The sequence below is a fragment of the Bifidobacterium catenulatum subsp. kashiwanohense JCM 15439 = DSM 21854 genome, from assembly GCF_001042615.1.
Taxonomy (GTDB): domain Bacteria; phylum Actinomycetota; class Actinomycetes; order Actinomycetales; family Bifidobacteriaceae; genus Bifidobacterium; species Bifidobacterium catenulatum.
Map to the genome: position 1 here is coordinate 385323 of NZ_AP012327.1, position 20829 is coordinate 406151.

At 56.9% G+C, this 20829-nt stretch carries 20 protein-coding genes, 3 tRNA genes and 1 pseudogene; 19 read left to right on the forward strand and 5 right to left on the reverse strand.

Annotation, left to right across the window (positions count from 1 at the left end; genetic code table 11):
* Window positions 1-95 precede the first annotated feature (95 nt).
* Window positions 96-1484 carry an NCS2 family permease gene (locus tag BBKW_RS01520; RefSeq protein WP_033500781.1) on the reverse strand — a complete coding sequence of 463 codons (1389 nt, stop codon included), beginning with the start codon at window positions 1482-1484 and terminating at the stop codon, window positions 96-98.
* Window positions 1485-1884: 400 nt separating this feature from the next.
* On the opposite strand from BBKW_RS01520, the gene rplJ reads away from it, so the two are divergent.
* The 5 genes from rplJ (at window position 1885) to BBKW_RS01545 (ending at window position 8465) form a co-directional block, all read left to right on the forward strand.
* Window positions 1885-2406 carry a 50S ribosomal protein L10 gene (rplJ, locus tag BBKW_RS01525; RefSeq protein WP_003836062.1) on the forward strand — a complete coding sequence of 174 codons (522 nt, stop codon included), beginning with the start codon at window positions 1885-1887 and terminating at the stop codon, window positions 2404-2406.
* A 110-nt stretch (window positions 2407-2516) separates the two neighbouring features.
* Window positions 2517-2897, forward strand: coding sequence for a 50S ribosomal protein L7/L12 (rplL, locus tag BBKW_RS01530; protein ID WP_003836061.1), 381 nt, complete (start codon window positions 2517-2519; stop codon window positions 2895-2897).
* 263 nt (window positions 2898-3160) lie between these two features.
* Window positions 3161-4570, forward strand: coding sequence for an FHA domain-containing protein (locus BBKW_RS01535; RefSeq protein WP_462675083.1), 1410 nt, complete (start codon window positions 3161-3163; stop codon window positions 4568-4570).
* An 8-nt stretch (window positions 4571-4578) separates the two neighbouring features.
* Window positions 4579-8199 (forward strand): helicase, encoded by a 3621-nt coding sequence (locus BBKW_RS01540; RefSeq protein WP_033500782.1) that lies wholly within the window; start codon window positions 4579-4581, stop codon window positions 8197-8199.
* Between the two features lie 62 nt (window positions 8200-8261).
* Entirely contained in the window at window positions 8262-8465 is a 204-nt protein-coding gene (locus tag BBKW_RS01545) for a hypothetical protein (RefSeq protein ID WP_047750707.1), read from the forward strand.
* Window positions 8466-8493: 28 nt separating this feature from the next.
* On the opposite strand, the gene BBKW_RS01550 is transcribed toward BBKW_RS01545, so the two are convergent.
* The 3 genes from BBKW_RS01550 to BBKW_RS01560 form a co-directional block, all read right to left on the reverse strand.
* Complete coding sequence (locus BBKW_RS01550) at window positions 8494-9183, reverse strand: flagella basal body P-ring formation protein FlgA (RefSeq protein WP_033500783.1); 690 nt, start codon at window positions 9181-9183, stop codon at window positions 8494-8496.
* A gap of 138 nt (window positions 9184-9321) precedes the next feature.
* Window positions 9322-9504 (reverse strand): FmdB family zinc ribbon protein, encoded by a 183-nt coding sequence (locus BBKW_RS01555; protein ID WP_004220060.1) that lies wholly within the window; start codon window positions 9502-9504, stop codon window positions 9322-9324.
* Window positions 9505-9600: 96 nt separating this feature from the next.
* The gene (locus BBKW_RS01560) at window positions 9601-10263 is read right to left on the reverse strand and encodes a 5-formyltetrahydrofolate cyclo-ligase (protein WP_193786578.1); all 663 of its coding nucleotides are present in this window, start codon (window positions 10261-10263) and stop codon (window positions 9601-9603) included.
* A 94-nt stretch (window positions 10264-10357) separates the two neighbouring features.
* Here BBKW_RS01560 and BBKW_RS01565 point away from each other — a divergent pair, with 94 nt between their 5' ends.
* The 13 genes from BBKW_RS01565 (at window position 10358) to BBKW_RS10025 (ending at window position 19236) form a co-directional block, all read left to right on the forward strand.
* Complete coding sequence (locus BBKW_RS01565; RefSeq protein WP_128832454.1) at window positions 10358-10981, forward strand: GNAT family N-acetyltransferase; 624 nt, start codon at window positions 10358-10360, stop codon at window positions 10979-10981.
* Between the two features lie 99 nt (window positions 10982-11080).
* Window positions 11081-12283, forward strand: a complete 1203-nt coding sequence (locus BBKW_RS01570) for a hypothetical protein (RefSeq protein ID WP_033500785.1) — start codon at window positions 11081-11083, stop codon at window positions 12281-12283.
* A 253-nt stretch (window positions 12284-12536) separates the two neighbouring features.
* The gene (groES, locus tag BBKW_RS01575; RefSeq protein WP_011742802.1) at window positions 12537-12830 is read left to right on the forward strand and encodes a co-chaperone GroES; all 294 of its coding nucleotides are present in this window, start codon (window positions 12537-12539) and stop codon (window positions 12828-12830) included.
* Window positions 12831-13232: 402 nt separating this feature from the next.
* Window positions 13233-13314: transfer RNA gene (locus BBKW_RS01580), tRNA-Tyr, on the forward strand.
* 1 nt (window position 13315) lies between these two features.
* Window positions 13316-13387 (forward strand) — tRNA-Thr (locus BBKW_RS01585).
* A gap of 5 nt (window positions 13388-13392) precedes the next feature.
* A tRNA-Met gene (locus BBKW_RS01590) sits at window positions 13393-13466 on the forward strand.
* A gap of 52 nt (window positions 13467-13518) precedes the next feature.
* On the forward strand, window positions 13519-13689 hold the full coding sequence (rpmG, locus tag BBKW_RS01595; protein WP_003807891.1) for a 50S ribosomal protein L33: 171 nt from the start codon (window positions 13519-13521) through the stop codon (window positions 13687-13689).
* Window positions 13690-13796: 107 nt separating this feature from the next.
* Window positions 13797-14996: a UDP-N-acetylmuramate dehydrogenase gene (locus BBKW_RS01600; RefSeq protein ID WP_033500786.1), complete on the forward strand. Its 1200-nt coding sequence runs from the start codon at window positions 13797-13799 to the stop codon at window positions 14994-14996.
* Between the two features lie 30 nt (window positions 14997-15026).
* Entirely contained in the window at window positions 15027-16523 is a 1497-nt protein-coding gene (locus tag BBKW_RS01605) for an amino acid permease (RefSeq protein WP_033500787.1), read from the forward strand.
* Between the two features lie 30 nt (window positions 16524-16553).
* The gene (gene fdxA / locus BBKW_RS01610; RefSeq protein WP_003836048.1) at window positions 16554-16874 is read left to right on the forward strand and encodes a ferredoxin; all 321 of its coding nucleotides are present in this window, start codon (window positions 16554-16556) and stop codon (window positions 16872-16874) included.
* Between the two features lie 79 nt (window positions 16875-16953).
* Window positions 16954-18108, forward strand: a complete 1155-nt coding sequence (dapC, locus tag BBKW_RS01615; RefSeq protein ID WP_033500788.1) for a succinyldiaminopimelate transaminase — start codon at window positions 16954-16956, stop codon at window positions 18106-18108.
* 127 nt (window positions 18109-18235) lie between these two features.
* Window positions 18236-18883 carry a sialate O-acetylesterase family protein gene (locus BBKW_RS01620; RefSeq protein WP_034255249.1) on the forward strand — a complete coding sequence of 216 codons (648 nt, stop codon included), beginning with the start codon at window positions 18236-18238 and terminating at the stop codon, window positions 18881-18883.
* The gene (locus BBKW_RS10025) at window positions 18880-19236 is read left to right on the forward strand and encodes a family 43 glycosylhydrolase (protein WP_231858525.1); all 357 of its coding nucleotides are present in this window, start codon (window positions 18880-18882) and stop codon (window positions 19234-19236) included. Before BBKW_RS01620 ends, BBKW_RS10025 begins: the two co-directional genes overlap by 4 nt.
* 5 nt (window positions 19237-19241) lie before the next feature.
* Here BBKW_RS10025 and BBKW_RS01630 read toward each other — a convergent pair whose 3' ends face one another.
* Complete coding sequence (locus BBKW_RS01630) at window positions 19242-20300, reverse strand: LacI family DNA-binding transcriptional regulator (protein ID WP_048349494.1); 1059 nt, start codon at window positions 20298-20300, stop codon at window positions 19242-19244.
* Between the two features lie 42 nt (window positions 20301-20342).
* Here BBKW_RS01630 and BBKW_RS01635 point away from each other — a divergent pair.
* Window positions 20343-20825: pseudogene (locus BBKW_RS01635) on the forward strand (substrate-binding domain-containing protein); the annotation flags it as partial.
* Window positions 20826-20829 lie beyond the last annotated feature (4 nt).

Sequence of the window (20829 nt, forward strand, 5' to 3'; positions counted from 1 at the left end):
AACAAGAGGGGCGACTCCGCAGTGAAAGCGGAATCGCCCCTAGTATTTTCACATCAGTCGTTTGCATGGATACCGATGTGAACCGACATTCGGAATTACAGGATTGCGGTGATGATGAAGTCCAGAATGAACAGCAGCGACACAACCCAGATCACCGGATGCACTTCCTTGGCCTTGCCCTTGCAGGTCTTGATCAGGCAGTAGGTGATGAAGCCGCCGGCGATGCCGTAGGAGATGGAGTAGCTGAACGCCATGAATACGGAGGCGAAGAACGCCGGTACGGCCTCGGAGATATCGCCCCAGTCGATTTCCTTCAGCGAGGACGCCATCATGCAGCCCACCACCACGAGCACGCCTGCGGTTGCGGCGGACGGAATGGCGGAGATGACCGGGGATAGGAAGGCGGACAGGGCGAAGCAGATGGCCACGACCACGGAGGTCAAGCCGGTGCGGCCGCCAGCGGCGATACCTGCGGAGGATTCCACATACGTGGTGGTGTTGGAGGTGCCGCAGACGGCGCCGATGGAGGTTGCGATCGAATCGGCGAACAGGGCCTTGTCCATCTTGGAGGAGAAGCCAGAACCGTTTTCGAGGGCTTGCTCGTCTTCCGCGGAGAAGATGCCGGTGCGGCGGCCGGTGCCGATGAACGTGCCGATGGTGTCGAAGGTGTCGGACATGGAGAATGCGAAGATCGTCAGCAGGATGATCGGCAGCTTCGACATGTCGGAGAACAGCGATGGGAAGCCTTCGGCGCTGAAGATAGCGCCAAAGGTCTGTGGCAGCTGGGCGAAAGTGTCGCCGATGGAGAGGGAGTTGGCCATGGTGGTCTGACCCATTGGAATGCCGGCGACGGCGGTGACCGCGATGGCGATCAGCATGCCGCCGCGCACCTTGAGCACGGTGAGGATGATGGCGAGGAACAGGCCGATGATGAACAGCCAGATGGTCGGATTGTTCATGACGGCCAGACCTGGGGTGGCCTGCACGGTGTCGCCGTTCTTGGCGTCGGCCTTGGTGGTGAAGGTGAAGAAGCCGACGTTCAGAAAGCCAACGTAGGCCACGAACAGGCCGATGCCGCCGCCGATGGCGTTCTGCAGCACTTCCGGAATGGCTTGGATGATGATCTTACGAATCTTGGTGACGGTGATCAGAATGTTGATCAGGCCGCACAGGAACACCATGCACAGGGTCTGCTGCCAGGTGAAGCCGAGGCCGAAGCAAACGGTGTAGGTGAAGAACGCGTTGAGGCCCATGCCAGCGGCCTGAGCGTACGGAACGTTGGCGAACAGGCCCATGACAAGCGTGCCCGCGATGGCTGCGATGATGGTTGCGAGGAACACGCCGCCCCACGGCATGCCCGTTTGCGACAGGATCTGTGGATTGACGATGATGATGTACGACATTGCGAAGAACGTGGTCAGACCGGCCATGACCTCAGTGGACACGGTGGTGCCGTTCTCCTTAAGATGGAAGAACTTTTCCATATCTCTCTATCTCTCTTGGGTTGGTAGGAACGTTCCGACTGTTGCGCGGCGCGTTCCGGCGAGAATTGCGACTCGCCTTATGGAATCGTGGGATTCCGAACAAAGACTAACCGTAACACTTAAGCAAGTCATGATGATTTCGTGAAGCGCGACACGCCCGGATCTTCGCAAGTCCAAGCATGGTCGTAGGTTATTCACCTGTAAACCACAGACCGTTGGTTGGAGTGCGCAAGCGCTCATGAAGTTTGGTTCGCCAAGCCAGCGCAGGTTGAAGAACATACGCCCACCAAGGGCTTTCCGCTTAGCGGTCGAATGTTGCTCTGCCTGTGTGCAGGGCTTTTTTGTTGCCCGGTGAAACGTTCCTGCTTCACAGTCAATGGTTGACTAAGGAAGGAACGCCATGAAGAGGCCCGAAAAGGAAGCGGTGATCGCCCAGCTTACGGATAAGTTCCGTGACGCTGATGCTATCTACCTGACCGAGTACCGCGGGCTTACCGTTCCGCAGATCTCTGAACTGCGCGAAAAGCTAGGCCGCGATACTTCCTACACTGTGGCTAAGAACACGCTGATTCGCATCGCAGCCAAGGAAGCTGGCGTCGAAGGTCTCGATGAGATCCTCGCTGGTCCGACCGCTGTGACCTTCGTGAAGGGTGACTTCATCGAAGCTGCGAAGACCCTGCGTGACTTCGCCAAGACCAACAAGGCACTGATCATCAAGGGCGGCTTCGCTGATGGCACCGTCTACGATGCTGAAGGCGCCAAGAAGCTGGCAGACCTCAAGTCTCGCCCGCAGCTGCTCGCCGAGTTCGCCGGCGACATCAAGGCTACGATGTCCAAGGCCGCGTACCTGTTCAACGCTCTGCCGACCAAGGCCGTGCGTACGATCGATGCGCTCCGCGAGAAGCAGGAAAAGGCCGCCTGATTTCATTGCGGTTAGCCGCATGAATGATAGTGACCACAAAAGAAAATAATTGTTTTAGGTGACGGTCACCTCTTCAATCAAGCCGTCGCCAAGAATGAAAGGAAGCCATTATGGCTAAGTACACCAACGATGAGCTGCTCGAAGCTTTCGGTGAGATGACCCTGGTTGAGCTCTCCGAGTTCGTCAAGGCTTTCGAAGAGAAGTTCGACGTCGAGGCTGCCGCTCCGGCTGCTGTCGCCGTTGCCGCTCCGGGCGCTGCTGCTCCGGCTGAGGAAGAGAAGGACGAGTTCGACGTCATCCTCTCCGCCGTTGGCGACAAGAAGATCCAGGTCATCAAGGCCGTCCGCGCTATCACCTCCCTGGGTCTGGCTGAGGCCAAGGCTCTGGTCGACGGCGCTCCGAAGGCTGTCCTGGAGAAGGCCAAGAAGGAAGACGCTGAGAAGGCTAAGTCCCAGCTCGAAGAAGCCGGCGCTACCGTCGAGCTCAAGTGATTCGCGCGGCTTGAAGCCGCATATCACGATCTTGAGTGGAAACCCCGTTCGCCACAAGGCGGCGGGGTTTCCGCATATTCTCAGGTTTTTCTTTCGCTGACAATCCAATAAAACCCGATTTGGGCGTGAACGCTTCCATATCGTGCCATACAATGGGGGAAATAGGCGAAAGTTGTCAATTAATCGCGTCATAATCCTGAAATACGTGGCAAGGCATGACACAATGGCAAAGAGTGTTGTGTGTGAAAGGAAGGCCGACAACGGTGAGCGAAGATCAACGAACGGCGCAGCAGTGGACCGTCAAGGTTGATGGAACCGAACTCAAGAAGCTGGAAAGCGGCGAAAGCGTGGAAATCGGCCGTAAGCCGTTACGTCCTCTGGTGGATGATGGATTCGCGCGACTTGACATTATGGACGCAAACAAATCCATGTCGAAACGGCATGCCATTTTTTCAGTTGATGCGCAGGGCAATGCTTCCGTGCGTGATCTCAAGTCGACCAATGGTTCGTTCGTGGTGGCCGACAATGGCCAATTGATGCGTCTGCCGGCGGATGAGGATTTCCAATTGCCGACCACACCGATGACGCTGCAATTCGGTGACGTGCGCGTCACCTTCGAACGAGACATCGCACAGACAGTGCCTGAGACTGAGAGCCATGCGTCGGCTTCGGTCTCCAACCTGTTCTCCTACGCAGTGTCCGACGAGGTGCCGCAGGAGCCTGATGCGGTGGATATGTCGGTCGATGATATTCTCAACCTGCGTGCCGGCGAGCCGACCGCATTGTTCAACGCGCGCAACGTCGCCAATCGTGTTAATTTCATGCAACTTGCCGAGCGTCAGTCTTTTGCTCCCGTCCGTTCCAACGAGCCGGATTATGGAGATTTGCCGTCTGTTTCGTTGGTGCAGCATAACGTGGTCGCAGACAATACTCCGCGCGACCTGTTCGCGGATGCCGTGGCGGAACAGCAGGCCGCGGAGGAAGCCGCCAAGAAAAACGCTGCGGAAAACGAACATGAAGCGAATCAGCCGGAATCCGTGCAGGAAGTCGCATTGCCGACGCAAACCGCAACAGGCAACGAAACCGAGCATGACACGATTCCCGTGAGCAAGCTGTTCAGCGCGCATCCGAGTAAACCGATTATCGTGGCGTTGCCGGCTGAAGAAAACAATATGTCGGAACAGCAGACAGAAGCATCGCACGAGCAGTCCAACGAAATAGGGGAGCAGTCTGCCACGATCGTGGAGCAGACACACGACGAAACTCCAAGCCAAGAGGAAACAGCGTTGCAGCAGGCCGATGATGAGCGCTTCAGGCCACATGCTACACAATCGCAGGTTGCGAGCGAACCGTCGCCGGACGAAACCAGCGCGTTCAAGCCTGTTTTCGAACCCGGATCAGTGTTCGACCGCGTTTCCAAGGGCGAGCTCGTCAAGCAGGAGCAGACCATCGAAGTCGACGGGCTGACTTCGGATGATGCCAAGCGCACCGACGATTTCACCGTGCAGTTCGAGATGGCGCGTCATCCGGAACTGCTGCCATTCCTTGCCATGAACCCGTCGCTATACGACGATCTGTATGCATGGCTGGGCGCATTGGGCAATACAGACATCGACGCGGCCCTGTCACATAATCCGGGGTATGCGGAATACCGTAAAGCGGTAGGGAAGTGAGCCAACACATGAGCGAAAGCAAAGAGAACATCACTGAGCTGGATCGTATTCGTGGGTGGCGTGAGAAGTATCGTCTTGGCCTGTCGCCGTCGCCGCTTGAGGATGTGACGCAGCTGAGTGCCCAACTTGATATGACGCACGCGCACCCGTCCGGCATCGCGCAGCTATTCGCCAGCGGGCATGTTCAGCTCAATTCCTTGTTCCGTGACAACGGCATGTTACGTGCCGCGGGTCGTCGTGTGGAACGTGTGCTTGATGACCGTGAGGCAAAAAGCCGTGTCAGCGGCGTGGGCGAGTTGTCTTTGGTGGTCGGCGTGGCCATTTGGAAGGGCAATCAGATGCCGGTGCTCATGTACCCGGTCGAAGTGCGCAAAGAAGGCCGCAATATCGAAAACGGCACGGTGATCGCATTCACAGGGCGTGTACGTCTGAACGCGGCTTTCGCGGCCGTGCTGCGCGAGAACAACGTCATATTGGATGAGGCCAAGCTGTTTGACGGTTCGAACTATGAGAGCGGCACGCCAGAGACGTCTGCGGTGTTCGCGGCCATTACGGATCGTGCGGCCAACGCGTTCCCCGATTTTGAGATCGAAAGGCACATTATTCTCGGGTGCTTTATGGATCCGGCGTCGCAGATGCTGGTGGAAAGCCAGAAGATCATCGATCAGTTGGCCCAAGGTCCGACCGGCAACACCGCTTTGGACGCTTTGGCTGGAGACAAGGCCGCCGCTGAAGCATTGGAGGGGGCTGAGATTCCGGAATACAGCCCGTTCGATGCCGACCCGCATGGCGAGTATGAGGTCGGCGATATCGACAATACCGTCCGATACGCTTCGCAACTTGCGTCCGCGGGCCATTCGTTGTTTGTGGATAGCTCGATTGCTAACAATACCGCCGAGCAGGCTGCCGCGATCGCATCCCGTTGTGTGATGAACGGACGTTCCGTGCTTTATGTGCCATGCGTGACCGATCAGAAACGTCGATTTGTGCAGGCCGTCGCCGCGAATGAGATGAGCGGACAGTTGTTAGATATCGCCGATGACGGTGCCAATGCGGCTATTGATCGTCAATTGATTGCCGCTGTTGGATTCCAATCCGGTGTTGCTTCGTCTCGATTTGATCAGATTTCCGACGAATTGGTTGGTGTGCGCTCCCGTTTGACCCGTTATCTGGGCGATCTTCATGGCGTGAGCCAGGAGTGGGGCGTATCCGCCTACCAGACGATTCAGAATCTCGCTCAGATCGCGGCGCTACCCACCCATCCGACCACGCACGTGCGTTTGAGTAAGCAGACTGCGCATTCCATTGCGGACAAGATCGAGGATTGGGCTGCGAAACTGCAGCGTGCGGGTGAGCTTGGCGAATACACCATCACGGAGAACGACACCGCATGGTACAAGGCTTCGCTGTATTCCGAAGAGGAAGCGGTGAGCGCATACCAGCGTGTGGTCGAACTGTTGCGCAAGGTGCTGCCCGCCACCCGTGAGCAGGTGGCCAGCACGGTGCAGACCTGCGGATTCCCGATTCCAACGACCGCCCAGGAGTGGGGGCGCCAGGTCATGGTGTTGAAGAACCTGCGCCGAGTGCTTGACGTGTTCCAGCCGGAAATCTTCGAACGTGACATCGCATCCATGATCGAGGCGACCAAGCCGAAGGCCGAACGCAAGGCCGAAGGCAGTTCCATGGGATTCTGGGAGCGTCGCCGCCACATCAAGGAAGCCAAGGGCATGCTGCGCGTCGGTGCCCAAGTGGAGAACCTGCACGAGGCGTTGCTTGTGGTGTCCAAGCAGGCCGATCAGTGGCATATGTTCGTGCCTCATGGCGGCTGGCCGGTGCTGCCCGCCAAGCTGGATGACATCATCGAAACGCAGGAGAATCTCAATCGGGATATGACCGCGTTGAATGCGGTGCTTGCCACAACCCCGCAGGGAGGCAATCTCGAAACCGTTGACTTCAACCAGGTCGAAGAGCGTTTGAAGGCCCTGTATGACGACAAGCAGGCGCTTGACAATCTGCCGGAGCGCGCCCGTTTGGAGCGTGACTTCCACTCGGTTGGTCTTGACGAGCTGATTGAGGATCTGAACAATCGTGGTATTCCCAACGATGCTGTCGCAGGGGAACTGCAGTTGGCATGGTGGACCACGGCGTTCGAGGATATTGTGAAATCCTCCGCCATTATCTCCAACCAGGATGGTTCGGCATTGCAGGGCGCTGCGGAACGCTTCGCCCAAGTCGACGTGGAGCACGTGCGTTCGATCGGGCCGATGGTGGCACAGGAATCCATGCGTCGCCTGTGCGACATGCTGTTCTCGCGTACGCAGGAAGCCAATCTGCTGCATACCATGCTTGCCGGCTCCCACAACGTTTCGTTGAATCGCCTGCACAAGGAGCATCCGCAGATTCTCGCAGCGGCGAAACCGATTCTTGTTGCGACGCCCGCCACACTTGCAGCGATCACCGATCCGGCGCCGTTAGCTGACGTCGTCATCATCGATGCAGCCGCGCATATCCAGTCCATCGAATTGCTGAGCATCATCAGCCGTGCCAAGCAGGTGGTGGTGATCGCACATCGTGAAACAGTCACATCCGATGGTCTGAAGCGTCTTATCGCACTGCTGCCGAGCGTAAAAATCGCCAATCGTCCTGTTCGACGCGCTCCGAAGCTCAATGCGTTCCTGGAATCGGAAGGCTACGGCTCCGTACCTTTCGACGTGGCAAGAGAAGGCGCGCAAGGCGAGATCGCCTACCATTTCGTACCTGACGCCAACGGTGTGCCGGTCATCACTTCGGGACTGGTGGAAAGCAGCCAGCAGGAGATCGATGAGGTGGTCAGGCTGATCACTAAGCGCGCCGCCGGTTTTACCATTGTGCCCGCATCATACATGCTTACAGTGGTGACGCTTACGCATACGTTCCGCACCCGACTGGGGGCAGAGCTCAAGGCCATCGCCAACAAGAACAAGGCCATGGGCATGTTCCTTCGCCATGTGCGCATCGTGGATATCTCCGACGTGGCCGGAGCGCATGCCACTGATGCGATTCTTGCGATGTGCTATGCGAAAACCTCCCATGGGCGCCTACTGCAGCAGTTCGGAGCGTTGGAATCCGAAGGCGGGCGAGGCATGCTGCTGGACGCGTTGGCCGTGCCGGACCGCCATCTTGACATCGTGTCCGCGTTCTCGTCGTCCGACATGGATGACGAACGTCTGCATCAGGCCGGCCCGAAGATGCTGAAGACCGTGCTTCGTTGGATGGAGCAGCTTGATGACAGCGTGGTGCGCCCCGCCGTCAGGATGACCGGCTCGAACGTGCTTCTCAACGATCTTGCCGATCGCATTCGAGCCCGTGGACTGAATGTGGCCGTCGATTATGGTTTCGACAATGGATCCAAGCTGCCGCTGGTGGTCGGTCTGAACGACAAGCCGTTCGCGTTGGCGGTGCTCACCGACGATGCGCAATTCATGGGGTTGCAGTCCACCAGGGAACGTCACCGTGTGCTTTTGCAGAACATCGAATCGCTTGGCTGGTCTGTTATGACCGTGTGGAGCGTTGGTGCGTTCGTGAATCCAGACAAGGAAGTGGACCGTATCGTGGCACGCCTGAGCGACCTGTATCAGGAGGGCAAGTGAGCGTCGACGAGCATTCTCCGCAGGAGTCTTCCCAGGAAACTGACCAGCCTGCCGTTCGCGTGGTGTCCGGCTATTGCGCCACTCGCCGAACGGCACGCAAGCACAAGCGTGTGATCCGCCAGGGCACTGAGCTGTTCGATGCGGACGGCGTTAAGCTCGAACCGTCCGATGTGCTCACCGAACGTCAGCGCAATGCGGATGATGACAAGCGTATTCTGGGTGAACTGCCGCCGCATTGGGGCGTGTTCTCCGAGAGGGGACGCTGACATTCGCTTGGGATTTGTTTCGTTGTCGTCACGAACTGACGATGGCGATAATCGCGCTGTACTCTTGAGCCTGCAAAACGGTCGCCGCTTCATGAGGAGGCATGGCAAACACCGCAAGGGTGTTGCCGTCCGCATCGCGCGAGGGTTTTGCGGTCAGGATCGCGCCCGAGCATAATTCGCGCAGCGTCACGGCATCCGTATCCGGGGATGCCTCCGGTGTTGCCTCGCCGAATATCGTGGCGCTGGAAAGTGTCACGACATCGCCAAGCGACAGATTGTCGGCGGAACTTGCCAATCGCACTTCGATTACCGTGTATCCTTCGGAAACAACGGGAGAGGCACGCGCCATGGTCGACGTGACGATGCCGCCTTCCGCAACGTCCACTTGGGCGATTAGCCCGACGGCATCGGCGCAATCATGGAAAACATTACGTAAGGCCTTGTCATACGGAAGATCGCGCAATGCGAGCGAATCCGCGGTAATCACGCTGCCTTTCGCAATGGGCTGCGCTGCGATGACAACCGGTTGCGTGGAAATCGTCAATCGCACGCACTGCAGGGCTGCGAACATGGCAAGTCCGGCACAGACCGCGGCGAGCAGCCGGTGCAATCGTGCATTCTTCCGTCGCCAATGAGGCGCAGTCCGCGTGCCATCGGTCGTTCGCCTGCCATCCATGCCCTGCAGACGTTGCAACAAATCATGAAAAAAGGTCACCATGCATGCATGATGACCTTACGAATAGCTGTTGCGCAAGCCGAATCAAGGGTTGTGGTCGGAGGATGTAAGTTATCCACAGGCTTCGGCATGTCGCCTTGTTTTCCAAGGGTTGAGCTTGTTTGAATTATGTGATTGAGCTCACTTGGATTTGTCGGTGCGGTAGAAACCGGATCCTTTGAATTCGATCGGCGGTGCGGAATACACCTTGCGGACCTGTTCCTCGCCGCATTCGGGGCAGATGGTGATCGGGTCGTCGGTGAACGACTGCTGCTCGGTGAAATCGTAGTTGCAGTTCTTGCAACGGTAATGATAAGTAGGCAAAGTATCCTCGCTTCAACAGGTTCTCAAATTTCTTAACGGGACATATCCTAGTACGCTCCCTGAGACGGCCGCATGAACGTCTTGTTCACGAATGGTCTATTGGCGAACCTCCATGAATCCATCCGGCGTAAGCACTCCGTCAACGGGAATGTCGTGCGCTTCATGGGGCACCGGCTTGTCGGTCGGCTCCCAGGGCCAGCAGACCGCTACCACGCGCGATCCGACCGCACGGTATTCAAGCGCCCGGTCGTACCATCCTCCGCCACGCCCCAAACGGAATCCCTCATGATCGACGGCAAAAGCGGGAACGATGATCAGTCCAGCGTTTTTCAACGCTTCGGGCCCGCATACGCTGTTGCTGGGTTCCTGCGGACGATGTGTGTTGGTGGAGCCGTCGCTGTTGGTCTGATCACGCAGATCGTGGATGCTGTCAAGCTCGCTCCAACCAATATCCGTGCCTTCTCCAAGCCGTGGAACGAGTACTCGGCAGTTCGAATCGAAAAGTGCCTGCAACATTGGTGTCATCGACATTTCGCTACCCATGGATGCGAATGCGGCCACCGTGGTGAATGAATGGATGAGATTCGCCTGCCGTGCCTGCTCGGCCAGTTTTCGACCGGCTTTCATCCGTTCCTCAGGGCTTGTCCGTTTTCTTCTTGCGATTGCGTTCTTGCGCCATTGCCTTTTCAGATCGCGTTGCGTTGCGGTTTCGTCACGCGTGCTGTCGCCTGCGACATTGGTTTGCATATTCGGGGTCATATCGCATGTTGTACCACGGGATGGTTGCGCGAAAACGAAAATGTTATGCGCATGGCAGAATGAAAGCGTGACGATTTTGCAATCTTTGCGCGGCATGATGCGTTCGGAATCCAATGCCATCGATGTTCCGCGGTTTATCCAATCGCACGGGCTCCACGTTCCCATAATCCTGCGGCCGCTGACCTTCGACGACTGTGACGAATGGAACGACGTCCGTTGGCGTAATGACGACTGGCTGAAGCCGTGGGAATCCGGAGACCCGTTGCATGGTGCGTCGATGTCGTTCAATGAGTGGGTGCGCGCGATGCGGCGCAACGAGCGAAACGGCACCGGAGTGGTGTTCGCCATTGAGCAGCATGGGCGTATCATCGGCCAGATTTCGCTGGGAGCGATCTGTTATGGCGCCATGCGCACTGGTGTGGTCGGCTACTGGATCGACGAACGCTGCGCAGGTCGTGGATATGCTCCCATGGCCGTCGCGTTATTGGCTGATTGGGCGATGTTTGATCCTTCCGGACCGCAATTGCATCGTATGGAAATCGACCTGCTTCCCGAAAATGAGCGTTCCCGCAAGGTCGCGCTCAAGGTGGGAGCATGTTATGAGGGTGTTCGCAAATCGTACATGTTCGTCAACGGGCAATGGCGTGATCATGAATCGTATGCGCTGCTACCGGAGCGCGCACCAAACGGTTTCACCGCGCGGTTGATGGGCGAGTGAGCCGTTGACGAGGTGCAACACGCGCTTTCGACGCACATGTTCGACACGCGGGGGCGTGTGCCCCGGAGAATGTCGGAATGTCACCTATTCTTATGAGTTATGGGTTATGAATCGTTAAGCACGGTTGTGGTGCTTGCGATTGTGATTATTCTCATGGCTTTCTGGCTGCCCAAACGGACGGTCAAAGGCATGAAGCGGGTAATCGAGCACCGAGAGGACCGCTTTTCGCCGTCGCTGCATCTGGTGGATGCCGACAGCGGAACGCGATTCTCCGATGAGACCGCCGCAAAGGCGAAAGGGGCAATAATGCAGTCCAACGAGACGCATGAGGGCAAGCTGACCGACGAAAGGATCGCGCATGTCCGTGCCTTTCGTCGTGCCGCGATCCGCAGAAGGCGGATTATTGTTGTCTCGATGCTGGTGATCACAATCGTCGTGTTGATGTGCGCGTTTGTGTTGCATTTCAGTCCGTTGTTTGCTTTGATTCCCGCATCGCTGCTTGCTGGAGTGCTTGCTTTGGGGGTGAGGGCCGCCAAGCAGGCCGCAGCGTGGGAGCGTAAGGTCGCCAAGTATCGTTCCAAGATGAGGAAGCGGGCTGCGGCGGAGCGCAAGCGTGCCCAAGAGGAACAGGCGGAGCGCTCGCGTTTGCAGGAGCAGGAGCTTGAGGAAATTCGTAGAATCGCCGAATCTCAGGTGCCGACCGATGTTATGCCGGAAGGTGAGATTCGTCAGGCGATCGATCGCGGCAAGGTCGACCGCGATGCTGCCGTAAGCAAGCGTAAGGAGACGCCTGAGGCGAAAACCGATACGGAAGTGAATGTTGTGGATGCGCAAGTCGTGCCGAATGAGACGAACGGTCTGTCCATCCACGATGAGCGGGATGAAATCGTCAAAACCGAGAATGTGGACGCCCGTGACGATATGTCGTCGCCCACTGTGGTGAACGCGTCGCAGGATCTGATTTCGTTTTCGCTGGGCGCGCCGCGCGACGGCAACGATATTGTGCAGGCCGCTCCGGAAAGCATGGAGATTAAATCCACCCGTCAGGTGGCCAAGGCCGTGCCTTCGACTGCGAGTGCGGTTTCCGACAATGTCGAGCCGTTGATTGTGCCGACCGATGCGATCAGCAGCATGGATTCCGACGAGGCCGCCGCTCGTGTGGAGGCTGGTGTGCATCTGCGGGACGTGGATGCCGTGGGATTCCACGACGCCGAGGTCAGCGCCGACGTCGAGGCTCCCAGCGTTACCTCCGATTCTCTGGGTGTGGGCTTGGCATCCATTATGGCCCGTCGTGGTGCATGACGGAGGGAAAGCGAACGTACGAAACGCACGAAACGTGCAAACAAGCGTAAAGAACATCAGCCTGAAACCGAATGGTTTCAGGCTTTTTCGTATATTTTGCTCTCAGCGTTAGCACTCGAGTTGGCAGAGTGCTAATAATCGCGCTAGGATATGTCTCAGCGCGGAAGGACGACGCCGTAAGTGATCGTCAGCCTCTTGCAAGCGGGTCCCGGCGCGGTAAGTAACGATTTCTCTTAGAAAGAGGAGGTCCACAGTGTCGATCTCACTCACACCGTTGGAAGACAAGATCATCGTCAAGCAGGCGGAAGCCGAGACCCAGACCGCATCCGGTCTGTTCATTCCGGACAACGCCAAGGAGAAGCCGCAGCAGGGTGAAGTCCTGGCTGTCGGCCCGGGCCGTCGTAACGACGCCGGCGAGCGCATTCCGGTCGACGTCAAGGTCGGCGACAAGGTGCTGTACTCCAAGTATGGTGGCACCGAGGTGCACTATCAGGGTGAGGATTACCTGATCGTCTCCGCCCGCGATATTCTGGCCATTCTCGGCTGAGCGTAGCGCGTAGCTGTTTGAAGACCCCGTCAGCGAACGATTGGTGGACAATCGTTGCGTTGGCGGGGTCTTGTTGATTTCAATCGCTTGAAGTTCCTGCAATAGGCTGTGCGCGACCGATGCGTGCCATGTTCATCGGCATTGGCGTGCTGGTGTTGGCGTCGCTGTTCAAACGGTCTGCAGGGAAAGTCCAGAAAAAATACTCATGCTTTTTCTTTTCGGGATTTTCTCATGAGGATTTGCTCTGATTGGCGCTGACATGTAGCTGATAGTGGAAAAACGTTGGAATTTCAACGATTTGGAGCTTTTTAGGCAATCGCGACACGCCGTATTTGCATTAGTCACATGGTCTGTGGCATACTAAACGGGTTGCCGGTTCGGGTTCAACCAAACAGGCAGCACGGCGGATTTCCCAAGCGGTCAAAGGGAACTGACTGTAAATCAGTCGCCTCGTGCTTCAGTGGTTCGAATCCACTATCCGCCACGCCTCGATAGCTCAGTGGTAGAGCACTTCCTTGGTAAGGAAGAGGTCGTGAGTCCAATTCTCACTCGAGGCTCTCATGGCGGGATAGCTCAGCTGGCTAGAGCGTACGACTCATAATCGTAAGGTCAAGAGTTCGAGTCTCTTTCTCGCTACAAAGGTCGACGGAACGTCGGCATAGCAACGAACCACAAGAGGTGAACTTAGATGGCAAGCAAGAGCGCCGACATTCGTCCGGGCATCACGCTGGCATGCACCGAGTGCAAGGAGCGTAACTACATCACGACGAAGAACCGCCGTAACACGCCGGATCGTCTTGAGCTGAAGAAGTTCTGCTCCCGCTGCGGCAAGCAGACCGTGCATCGCGAGACCCGCTGAGCGAGTTCAAAGCTTTCAACCCGACCAATTGGTCGGGTTTTTTGTTTTCTCCGAAACCCCTCTTGACACCTTTTCAGCTGCCTTCCCCGCACGCTAAGCTAATCACCATGACTAATTTCGCAGATCTCACCACTATTGCCGTAGGCGGGCCAATCGCATCCTTTATTGAACCGACCTCGCGTGTCGGCGTTATTGAAGCCGTTGAAGATGCCGATGCCAAAGGCTTGCCGTTGTGCGTGATCGGAGGCGGATCCAACATGCTCGTGGCCGACACGCCGTTCGATGGCGTCGTGGTCCGTGATGCGCGACACGCCGTAAGTGTGCTTGATGAGGCAGCGCCTGCCGAAAACGACGAAAAAATCGTGCACGTCAACGCCGAAGCCGGATGCAATTGGGATGATTTCGTCGACTACTGCGTCGGGCTTGGCCTGGAAGGCGTGGAAGGACTTTCCGGCATTCCGGGCACCGTCGGCGCGTCGGTGGTGCAGAATATTGGCGCATACGGCCAAGAGGTCGCATCCAGCGTCGAAAGCGTGGAAGTCTGGGACCGCAAAGACAAGCAAACCAAAGAGCTCACTAATCAGGAACTGCATTTCGGTTACCGTATGAGTGTGCTCAAAGCCAGCATGTACAGCGCTCCGGCCACACCCGCAGCCGAATTCTTTCCGACGCCGCGTTACGTGGTGCTGTCCGTCACCTTCGCACTGCATCACAGCGCAACCGGCGTGGTCGGCTACGGTCAGCTCGCCAAGGCATTGGGTGTGGAAGTGGGCGAACGCATGTCGACAACGGATATTCGCAACGCGGTATTGAAAGTACGTGCCTCCAAGGGCATGCTTGAGGATTCCCACCGTTACTTGACCGAAGCCATGCGCGGCACCAAAAAAAGCGAACTGGTCGCCATCGCACATAATGCGCAGCGCACACAGGAAGGCAATGACGAACCTGACTATAATCGCCATAGCTGTGGCAGCTTCTTCATGAATCCGATTCTCACCAAAGAGCAGGCGGCAAGGCTTCCCGAAGATGCGCCGCGATTCAGCGCTACCCTGCCGGATGGCACGCCTGGAGTCAAAACATCCGCAGCATGGCTTATCGATCATGCAGGCTTCCATAAAGGCTACAAAACCAGCGAAAACGCTACTGCGGGACTGTCCACCATGCATACGTTAGCGTTGACCAACCGAGGAGGAGCCTCGGCAGCCGACATCGTGAAACTTGCCAAAACCGTGCAGGATGGTGTCGAGCGGGCGTACGGCATCCGTCTCGTTCCAGAACCGGTCGTCATCGGCATGAGCCTCAAGTAAACGTAAGAACGAAGAGAGAAGGGAAACACAATGAACGTATTACGCAAGAAATCCGTCGAGCAGACGCTGGCGGAAACAGAGGAGTCGGGTCGCTCCCTGAAACGAGACCTGACCTGGTGGGATTTGGCCATTATGGGTGTGGCCGTGGCAGTCGGCGCGGGCATCTTCTCCATTGGTGCCCAGGCGGCAGCCTTCCATGCGGGTCCGGCCGTAATTATCAGCTTCCTCATCGCCGGCGTGGTATGCGGTGCGGCCGTAATGTGCTATGCCGAATTCGCGTCCATGATTCCGGTTGCGGGATCCGCCTACACCTTCACTTACACCACCGTCGGTGAGGTCGTCGCGTGGGTGATCGGCTGGGATTTGATCCTTGAAATGCTGATGGCAGGCTCCGTCGTCTCAAAATATTGGGGAGTCTATCTCAACGATTTCTTCCGGCTGGTTGGCTGGAATATCAACACCAACATCACCATCGGATCATTCAATTTCGATTTCGCGCCAATCATCGTCGTAGCGTTCTTCACGACACTCTTGGTGTGCGGCACAAAAATCGGCGCACGAGTCGACGGCGCGCTCACCATACTGAAAATCGCCATCGTACTATTCGTGGTAATCGTCGGATTCTTCTACGTCAAAGCCGAGAACTTCACCCCGTTCATTCCACCGAGCGAACCGGCAACCGCCACCGGATCCGGCTTGACCGCAACCATGGAACAGCCATTATGGCAGTGGGCCACTGGCATGACCCCCAGCATTTACGGCGTTGCCGGCATCATCTCCGGAGCCGCGCTCGTGTTTTTCGCGTTCCTCGGCTTCGATGTGGTCGCCACCACCTCCGAAGAAACCGTTAATCCGAAGAAGAACGTTCCGCTGGGCATCGGCGTGGGCATGGGACTGATCATCGTGCTCTACACCCTCGTTGCCATTGTCACCACCGGCATGGTCTCCTACAAAGACCTCGCCAAGCAGAAAGACCCGTCACTCGCCACGGCATTCGAAATGGTCGGCGCTGACTGGGCCGCCAAAATCATCAGTTTCGGCATTGTGATCGGCCTGGCAACCGTGGTTATGGTGCTGCTGCTCGGCCTGACCCGCGTGGTGTTCGCCATGAGCCGAGATGGCCTGCTGCCGCGCTCGCTCAGTCACACGGGCAAGCACGGCACTCCAGTGCGTCTGCAGATTGCCGTCGGCGTGGTCATGGCACTCATCGCAGCCAGCTGCAACGTCAGTATCCTTGCCGACATGGTGAACATCGGCACGCTGTCGGCATTCACTCTTGTTTCAATCTCTATTCCAATCATGCGTAAGAAGCGCCCCGACCTGAAGCGAGTCTTCAAAATCCCCGGCAATCCATGGGTGCCTATCCTCATCGCGCTCGCCAACATCTGGCTCATGCTCAACCTGAGCGTGCTCACCTGGATTCGATTCGTGGTCTGGCTTGCGGCTGGCTTCTGCATCTACTTCGGCTACGGCTACCGCCACGCCCGACTCGGCACGGGAGAGCTGGAAGTTGGCAATCAAGAGTAGTCTTGAACGGTAAGTGTTAAGGAGGTAACCATGCCATACGTTGTCGCTCAGCCGTGCGTCGATGTCAAAGACAAGGCCTGCGTGGACGAATGCCCGGTCGATTGCATCTACGAGGGCTCCCGTTCCCTGTATATCAATCCGAACGAATGCGTGGATTGCGGTGCATGCGAACCGGTGTGCCCGACCGAAGCCATCTTCTATGAAGACGATCTGCCAGACGAGTGGGCTTGGTACAAGGATGCCGCAGTCAGCTTCTTCGCCGAAGTCGGTGATATGGGCGGCGCTTCCGCAGCCGGCCCGATCGGCAAGGATCCGGAGCAGGTAGCTGCTCTGCCGCCGCAAAATCAGTGATTGGCATTTGAAAGCGGCCTTTTCCCGTTGGAAGAGGCCGCATATTTTGTTTATAGAGGATTATTAAGGGGTTTTCACGATGGGCTTTCATGAGTTTTCTTCGCCATACGATTGGTCGCGTATCGCAGCATACAAGCGCACGGCAAAAGCCGCGTTCGGAGGCATGATCGACCTGTCCGTGGGATCTCCCGTCGATCCCGTGCCCGACTCGGTGCGCAAGGCGCTCGCAGTGGCGGCGAATGATCCGAATGCGTATGGATATCCGGCTACTGCAGGTACTGCCGATTTACGTACTGCGATTGCTGAATGGTTTTCGGTGACTCGCAATGTTGATTTGCAGGCGATTCATGCTGATGTGGTGCCTACCGTCGGCTCCAAAGAGGGTGTTGCGTTGATGGCGTCGCTACTGCATTTCGGTGAGGATGATGTTGTGGTGCAGCCGAAGGTTTCGTACCCGACGTATGAGATCGGCACGCAGTTGGCTGGGGCGAAGGTGCTTAAGGTCGACGATGTGGCTGATGTTGCGTCGTGGCGCAATGTGCCTGGTGTCAAAGCGGTGTGGGTGAATTCCCCTTGCAATCCGACGGGCGAGGTGCATTCGGCCGAGCGGATGGCTGGCATTGTCGTAGCTGCGCGTGAGATCGGCGCGGTGGTGCTTTCCGACGAATGCTATGCGCTGATGCAGTGGAGGGATGCTGTGAATGACGCTGAAGGTGAAGCTGATTCACTTGCGTCGACGCCGTGCGCGCTTTGTGACGATGTGTGTTTGGGCTCCGCCGAAGGCGTATTGGTGCTGTACTCGCTGAGCAAGCAAAGCAACATGGCCGGGTATCGTACGGCGCTTATCGCTGGCGATCGATCGCTGATCGGGCCGATGGCGGCATACCGCAAACAGATCGGGCAGATCATTCCCGGACCGGTGCAGGCTGCGATGGCCGCCGGGCTGCGTGACTTCGACGCGGTCAAGACCCAGCATTCCCGTTATCAGGAGCGTCTGGGCATGCTGGTGAGTGCTCTGCGCGCATACGGATACTGCACCGACATGCCGCAAGGCGCGTTGTACGTGTGGGTGAAAGCCAAGTCCGGCGACTGCTGGGAGGATCTGCGCCAGCTTGCCGAAATCGGCATCGTCGCCAGCCCCGGCGAGTTCTACGGAGCGCCGGAATACCTGCGATTCTCGGCTACGGCCAGTGATGCGGCGATCGCCTCCGCCGCGGAACGATTGGCACGTTGACGGTTTGCTGACGATGGCCTTTTGACGAACGAAAGCGTTGAAAACAAAAAGGACCTCCGGTTCGCTCGGAGGTCCTTCATTATGGCGGAGTCAGAGGGAGTCCAACGCCCATGCGTCTTATGGCTATGTGCAGCTGTTGATGTCGCTGATCCAGGAGTGGCGTGCGCTACTCAAGCGTCCGGAACTACCATTCATATTCGCCCAATTGCCGAACTATACTTTGGAACCCGATTGCGATTGGCCAAGGCTGCGTGATGAACAACGGCGCGCTTTGACGTTGTGGAACACGGCGATGGTGGTGACGATCGGATATGGAGAGGATAATGACCTGCATCCTTTGGATAAGCGCCATGTCGCGCAGCGCTTGGCAACGGCTGCCGAGTCGTTGGTTTATGGACGTGATCGCGAGCCGATGGGGCCGCTTCCTGTCATGGCGATTCACAAGGATGACGGCATTGAGATCTCCTTCATCCATACGGGAGGGGGATTGGTCTGCACAGGCGACGTGCCTTTTGACATCTTGGAGCCGGGAGGCTCGATATATCGGGTGAAGGCTTGTCGGTACGATTGCCATGGCGGTCACTTGATTAAGGTTCCGATCAGTCAGGAAATCAGGTTGAATCGAGGAACGTTGATTCGTTATGCTTGGGATCTGTCACCGGAGCTGTTCCTGTATAATGATCAGGGATTGCCCGCCACTCCCTTTGAATTACGGAAGGTACGATCAACAACGAGGGACCACACTCATTTGTTACAGAGGACTGCGTCTATCTGAGCTACAGCGGAGGCGCTGCAAACAGCTACACGTACGCGGTCGGTCTGCTGACCGCGAATCCGCAGGATGATCTTTCCAATCCCGCAAATTGGCACAAAAGCCTTACACCGGTATTGCACTACCAGTCGGTTGCGGGAGAATACGGCCCCGGCCATAATTCCTTCTTCCGGGACGATCTTGGCAACCTGTGGATTGCGTTCCACGGCGAGGTCAGTTACGAAAGCCGTGAACGTTGCGCCGGTATTCGCCGCGTGCATTTTGATGTGGATGGACGTCCGAGATTCAACCTTTCCGCGAATCGCGACGTCAATCTGGCCCTGCGCAATGTGTCGATCCACGTGACAGTGAAATAAACGAATTAGTCGACCGTACGAGGCGCACATGTGCTGTTGCGTACCACCAGCCCCACAGGCAGAATCGTCGTACGCAACAGCACCCTGTTGGCGTGGATATCCATAATCAGCCGGGTGGCAAGCGATGCCATTTCTTGCAACGGCTGATGAACAGTGGTCAACGGCGGCCCCATGAACTCCGAGGTCTGTATGTCATCGAACCCCACTACGGAAAGATCTTCCGGAATACGTAGCCCCAGCTGTCGTGCCGCCTCATATACGCCCATACATTGCAGACCGCTTCCTCCAAAAATGGCGGTGGGTCGATTCTCCACGTCCCTAAGTAACGACATCGCCTGCTCATAGCCGCTTTGAGTTCTGAAATCACCTTCCCGAATCAAAGTGGAATCGTGAAGGATTCCTTTTTCTTCAAGAGCCGACATATAACCCGACAGACGCGCCCTGGAGCAGAACATGGACCGGGGACCGGTGATAATGCCGATACGGGTATGGCCGAGATCCAACAAATGCTTTGTCGCGATAACACCTCCTCTCCAATTGTCCGCCTGCACAGAGATGCTGTCGCTTGACGGCTCACCTGATGGATCAAGAATGACATACGGTATATCGTGATCACTCAAACATTTATGCTCGCTGTCAGTCAGCTCGGAAAACACGAGAATGGCACCAATCGGGCGTCGTTGTGCCACATCATCCACCCATTGCGGATCTACATGCTCCCGGCTACCGCTTTGTGTGACGACGACGCTGACATCAAACAGTTTGGCTGTCGTCACCATACCACGTAACAGCTCCATGCCCCACACGGTGTCAAGACTTTCAAACACCACTTCGATGCACCGGCTGGTGCGGTACAGATGTCGTTTATGACGCGAATACCCGCTGGCCCTCAGCTCCGTATCAATGCGTTTGTGCGTTTCGGCCGAAACATCCGGATGACCGTTGAGAACCTTGGACACGGTCGCTAACGAGTATCCTGTCCGACGTGCGATATCAGCAAGACGGACGCCTTGCACCCGACGATCCATAGCATGTGAACGCCGTCCAGAAGATGAGGCCGCCATAAGCCACTCCCTCCTCGTACGCTGTATGTTACTTACAGTCGCACCCATGTCAATATTATCACCGGTCCCCGGTCCATGTTCTGCTCCAGGGCGCGTCTGTCGGGTTATATGTCGGCTCTTGAAGAAAAAGGAATCCTTCACGATTCCACTTTGATTCGGGAAGGTGATTTCAGAACTCAAAGCGGCTATGAGCAGGCGATGTCGTTACTTAGGGACGTGGAGAATCGACCCACCGCCATTTTTGGAGGAAGCGGTCTGCAATGTATGGGCGTATATGAGGCGGCACGACAGCTGGGGCTACGTATTCCGGAAGATCTTTCCGTAGTGGGGTTCGATGACATACAGACCTCGGAGTTCATGGGGCCGCCGTTGACCACTGTTCATCAGCCGTTGCAAGAAATGGCATCGCTTGCCACCCGGCTGATTATGGATATCCACGCCAACAGGGTGCTGTTGCGTACGACGATTCTGCCTGTGGGGCTGGTGGTACGCAACAGCACATGTGCGCCTCGTACGGTCGACTAATTCG

What these genes read in the sequence shown, in the direction of transcription:
- BBKW_RS01570 (WP_033500785.1), top strand. Translation starts at nt 11,081, where the DNA reads ATGGGTTATGAATCGTTAAGCACGGTTGTGGTGCTTGCGATTGTGATT.
- rplL (WP_003836061.1), top strand. Translation starts at nt 2,517, where the DNA reads ATGGCTAAGTACACCAACGATGAGCTGCTCGAAGCTTTCGGTGAGATG.
- BBKW_RS01565 (WP_128832454.1), top strand. Translation starts at nt 10,358, where the DNA reads ATGATGCGTTCGGAATCCAATGCCATCGATGTTCCGCGGTTTATCCAA.
- BBKW_RS01630 (WP_048349494.1), bottom strand. Translation starts at nt 20,300, where the DNA reads ATGGCGGCCTCATCTTCTGGACGGCGTTCACATGCTATGGATCGTCGG.
- BBKW_RS01560 (WP_193786578.1), bottom strand. Translation starts at nt 10,263, where the DNA reads ATGACCCCGAATATGCAAACCAATGTCGCAGGCGACAGCACGCGTGAC.
- BBKW_RS01520 (WP_033500781.1), bottom strand. Translation starts at nt 1,484, where the DNA reads ATGGAAAAGTTCTTCCATCTTAAGGAGAACGGCACCACCGTGTCCACT.
- BBKW_RS01540 (WP_033500782.1), top strand. Translation starts at nt 4,579, where the DNA reads ATGAGCGAAAGCAAAGAGAACATCACTGAGCTGGATCGTATTCGTGGG.
- rpmG (WP_003807891.1), top strand. Translation starts at nt 13,519, where the DNA reads ATGGCAAGCAAGAGCGCCGACATTCGTCCGGGCATCACGCTGGCATGC.
- dapC (WP_033500788.1), top strand. Translation starts at nt 16,954, where the DNA reads ATGGGCTTTCATGAGTTTTCTTCGCCATACGATTGGTCGCGTATCGCA.
- fdxA (WP_003836048.1), top strand. Translation starts at nt 16,554, where the DNA reads ATGCCATACGTTGTCGCTCAGCCGTGCGTCGATGTCAAAGACAAGGCC.
- BBKW_RS01600 (WP_033500786.1), top strand. Translation starts at nt 13,797, where the DNA reads ATGACTAATTTCGCAGATCTCACCACTATTGCCGTAGGCGGGCCAATC.
- BBKW_RS01550 (WP_033500783.1), bottom strand. Translation starts at nt 9,183, where the DNA reads ATGGTGACCTTTTTTCATGATTTGTTGCAACGTCTGCAGGGCATGGAT.
- rplJ (WP_003836062.1), top strand. Translation starts at nt 1,885, where the DNA reads ATGAAGAGGCCCGAAAAGGAAGCGGTGATCGCCCAGCTTACGGATAAG.
- BBKW_RS01605 (WP_033500787.1), top strand. Translation starts at nt 15,027, where the DNA reads ATGAACGTATTACGCAAGAAATCCGTCGAGCAGACGCTGGCGGAAACA.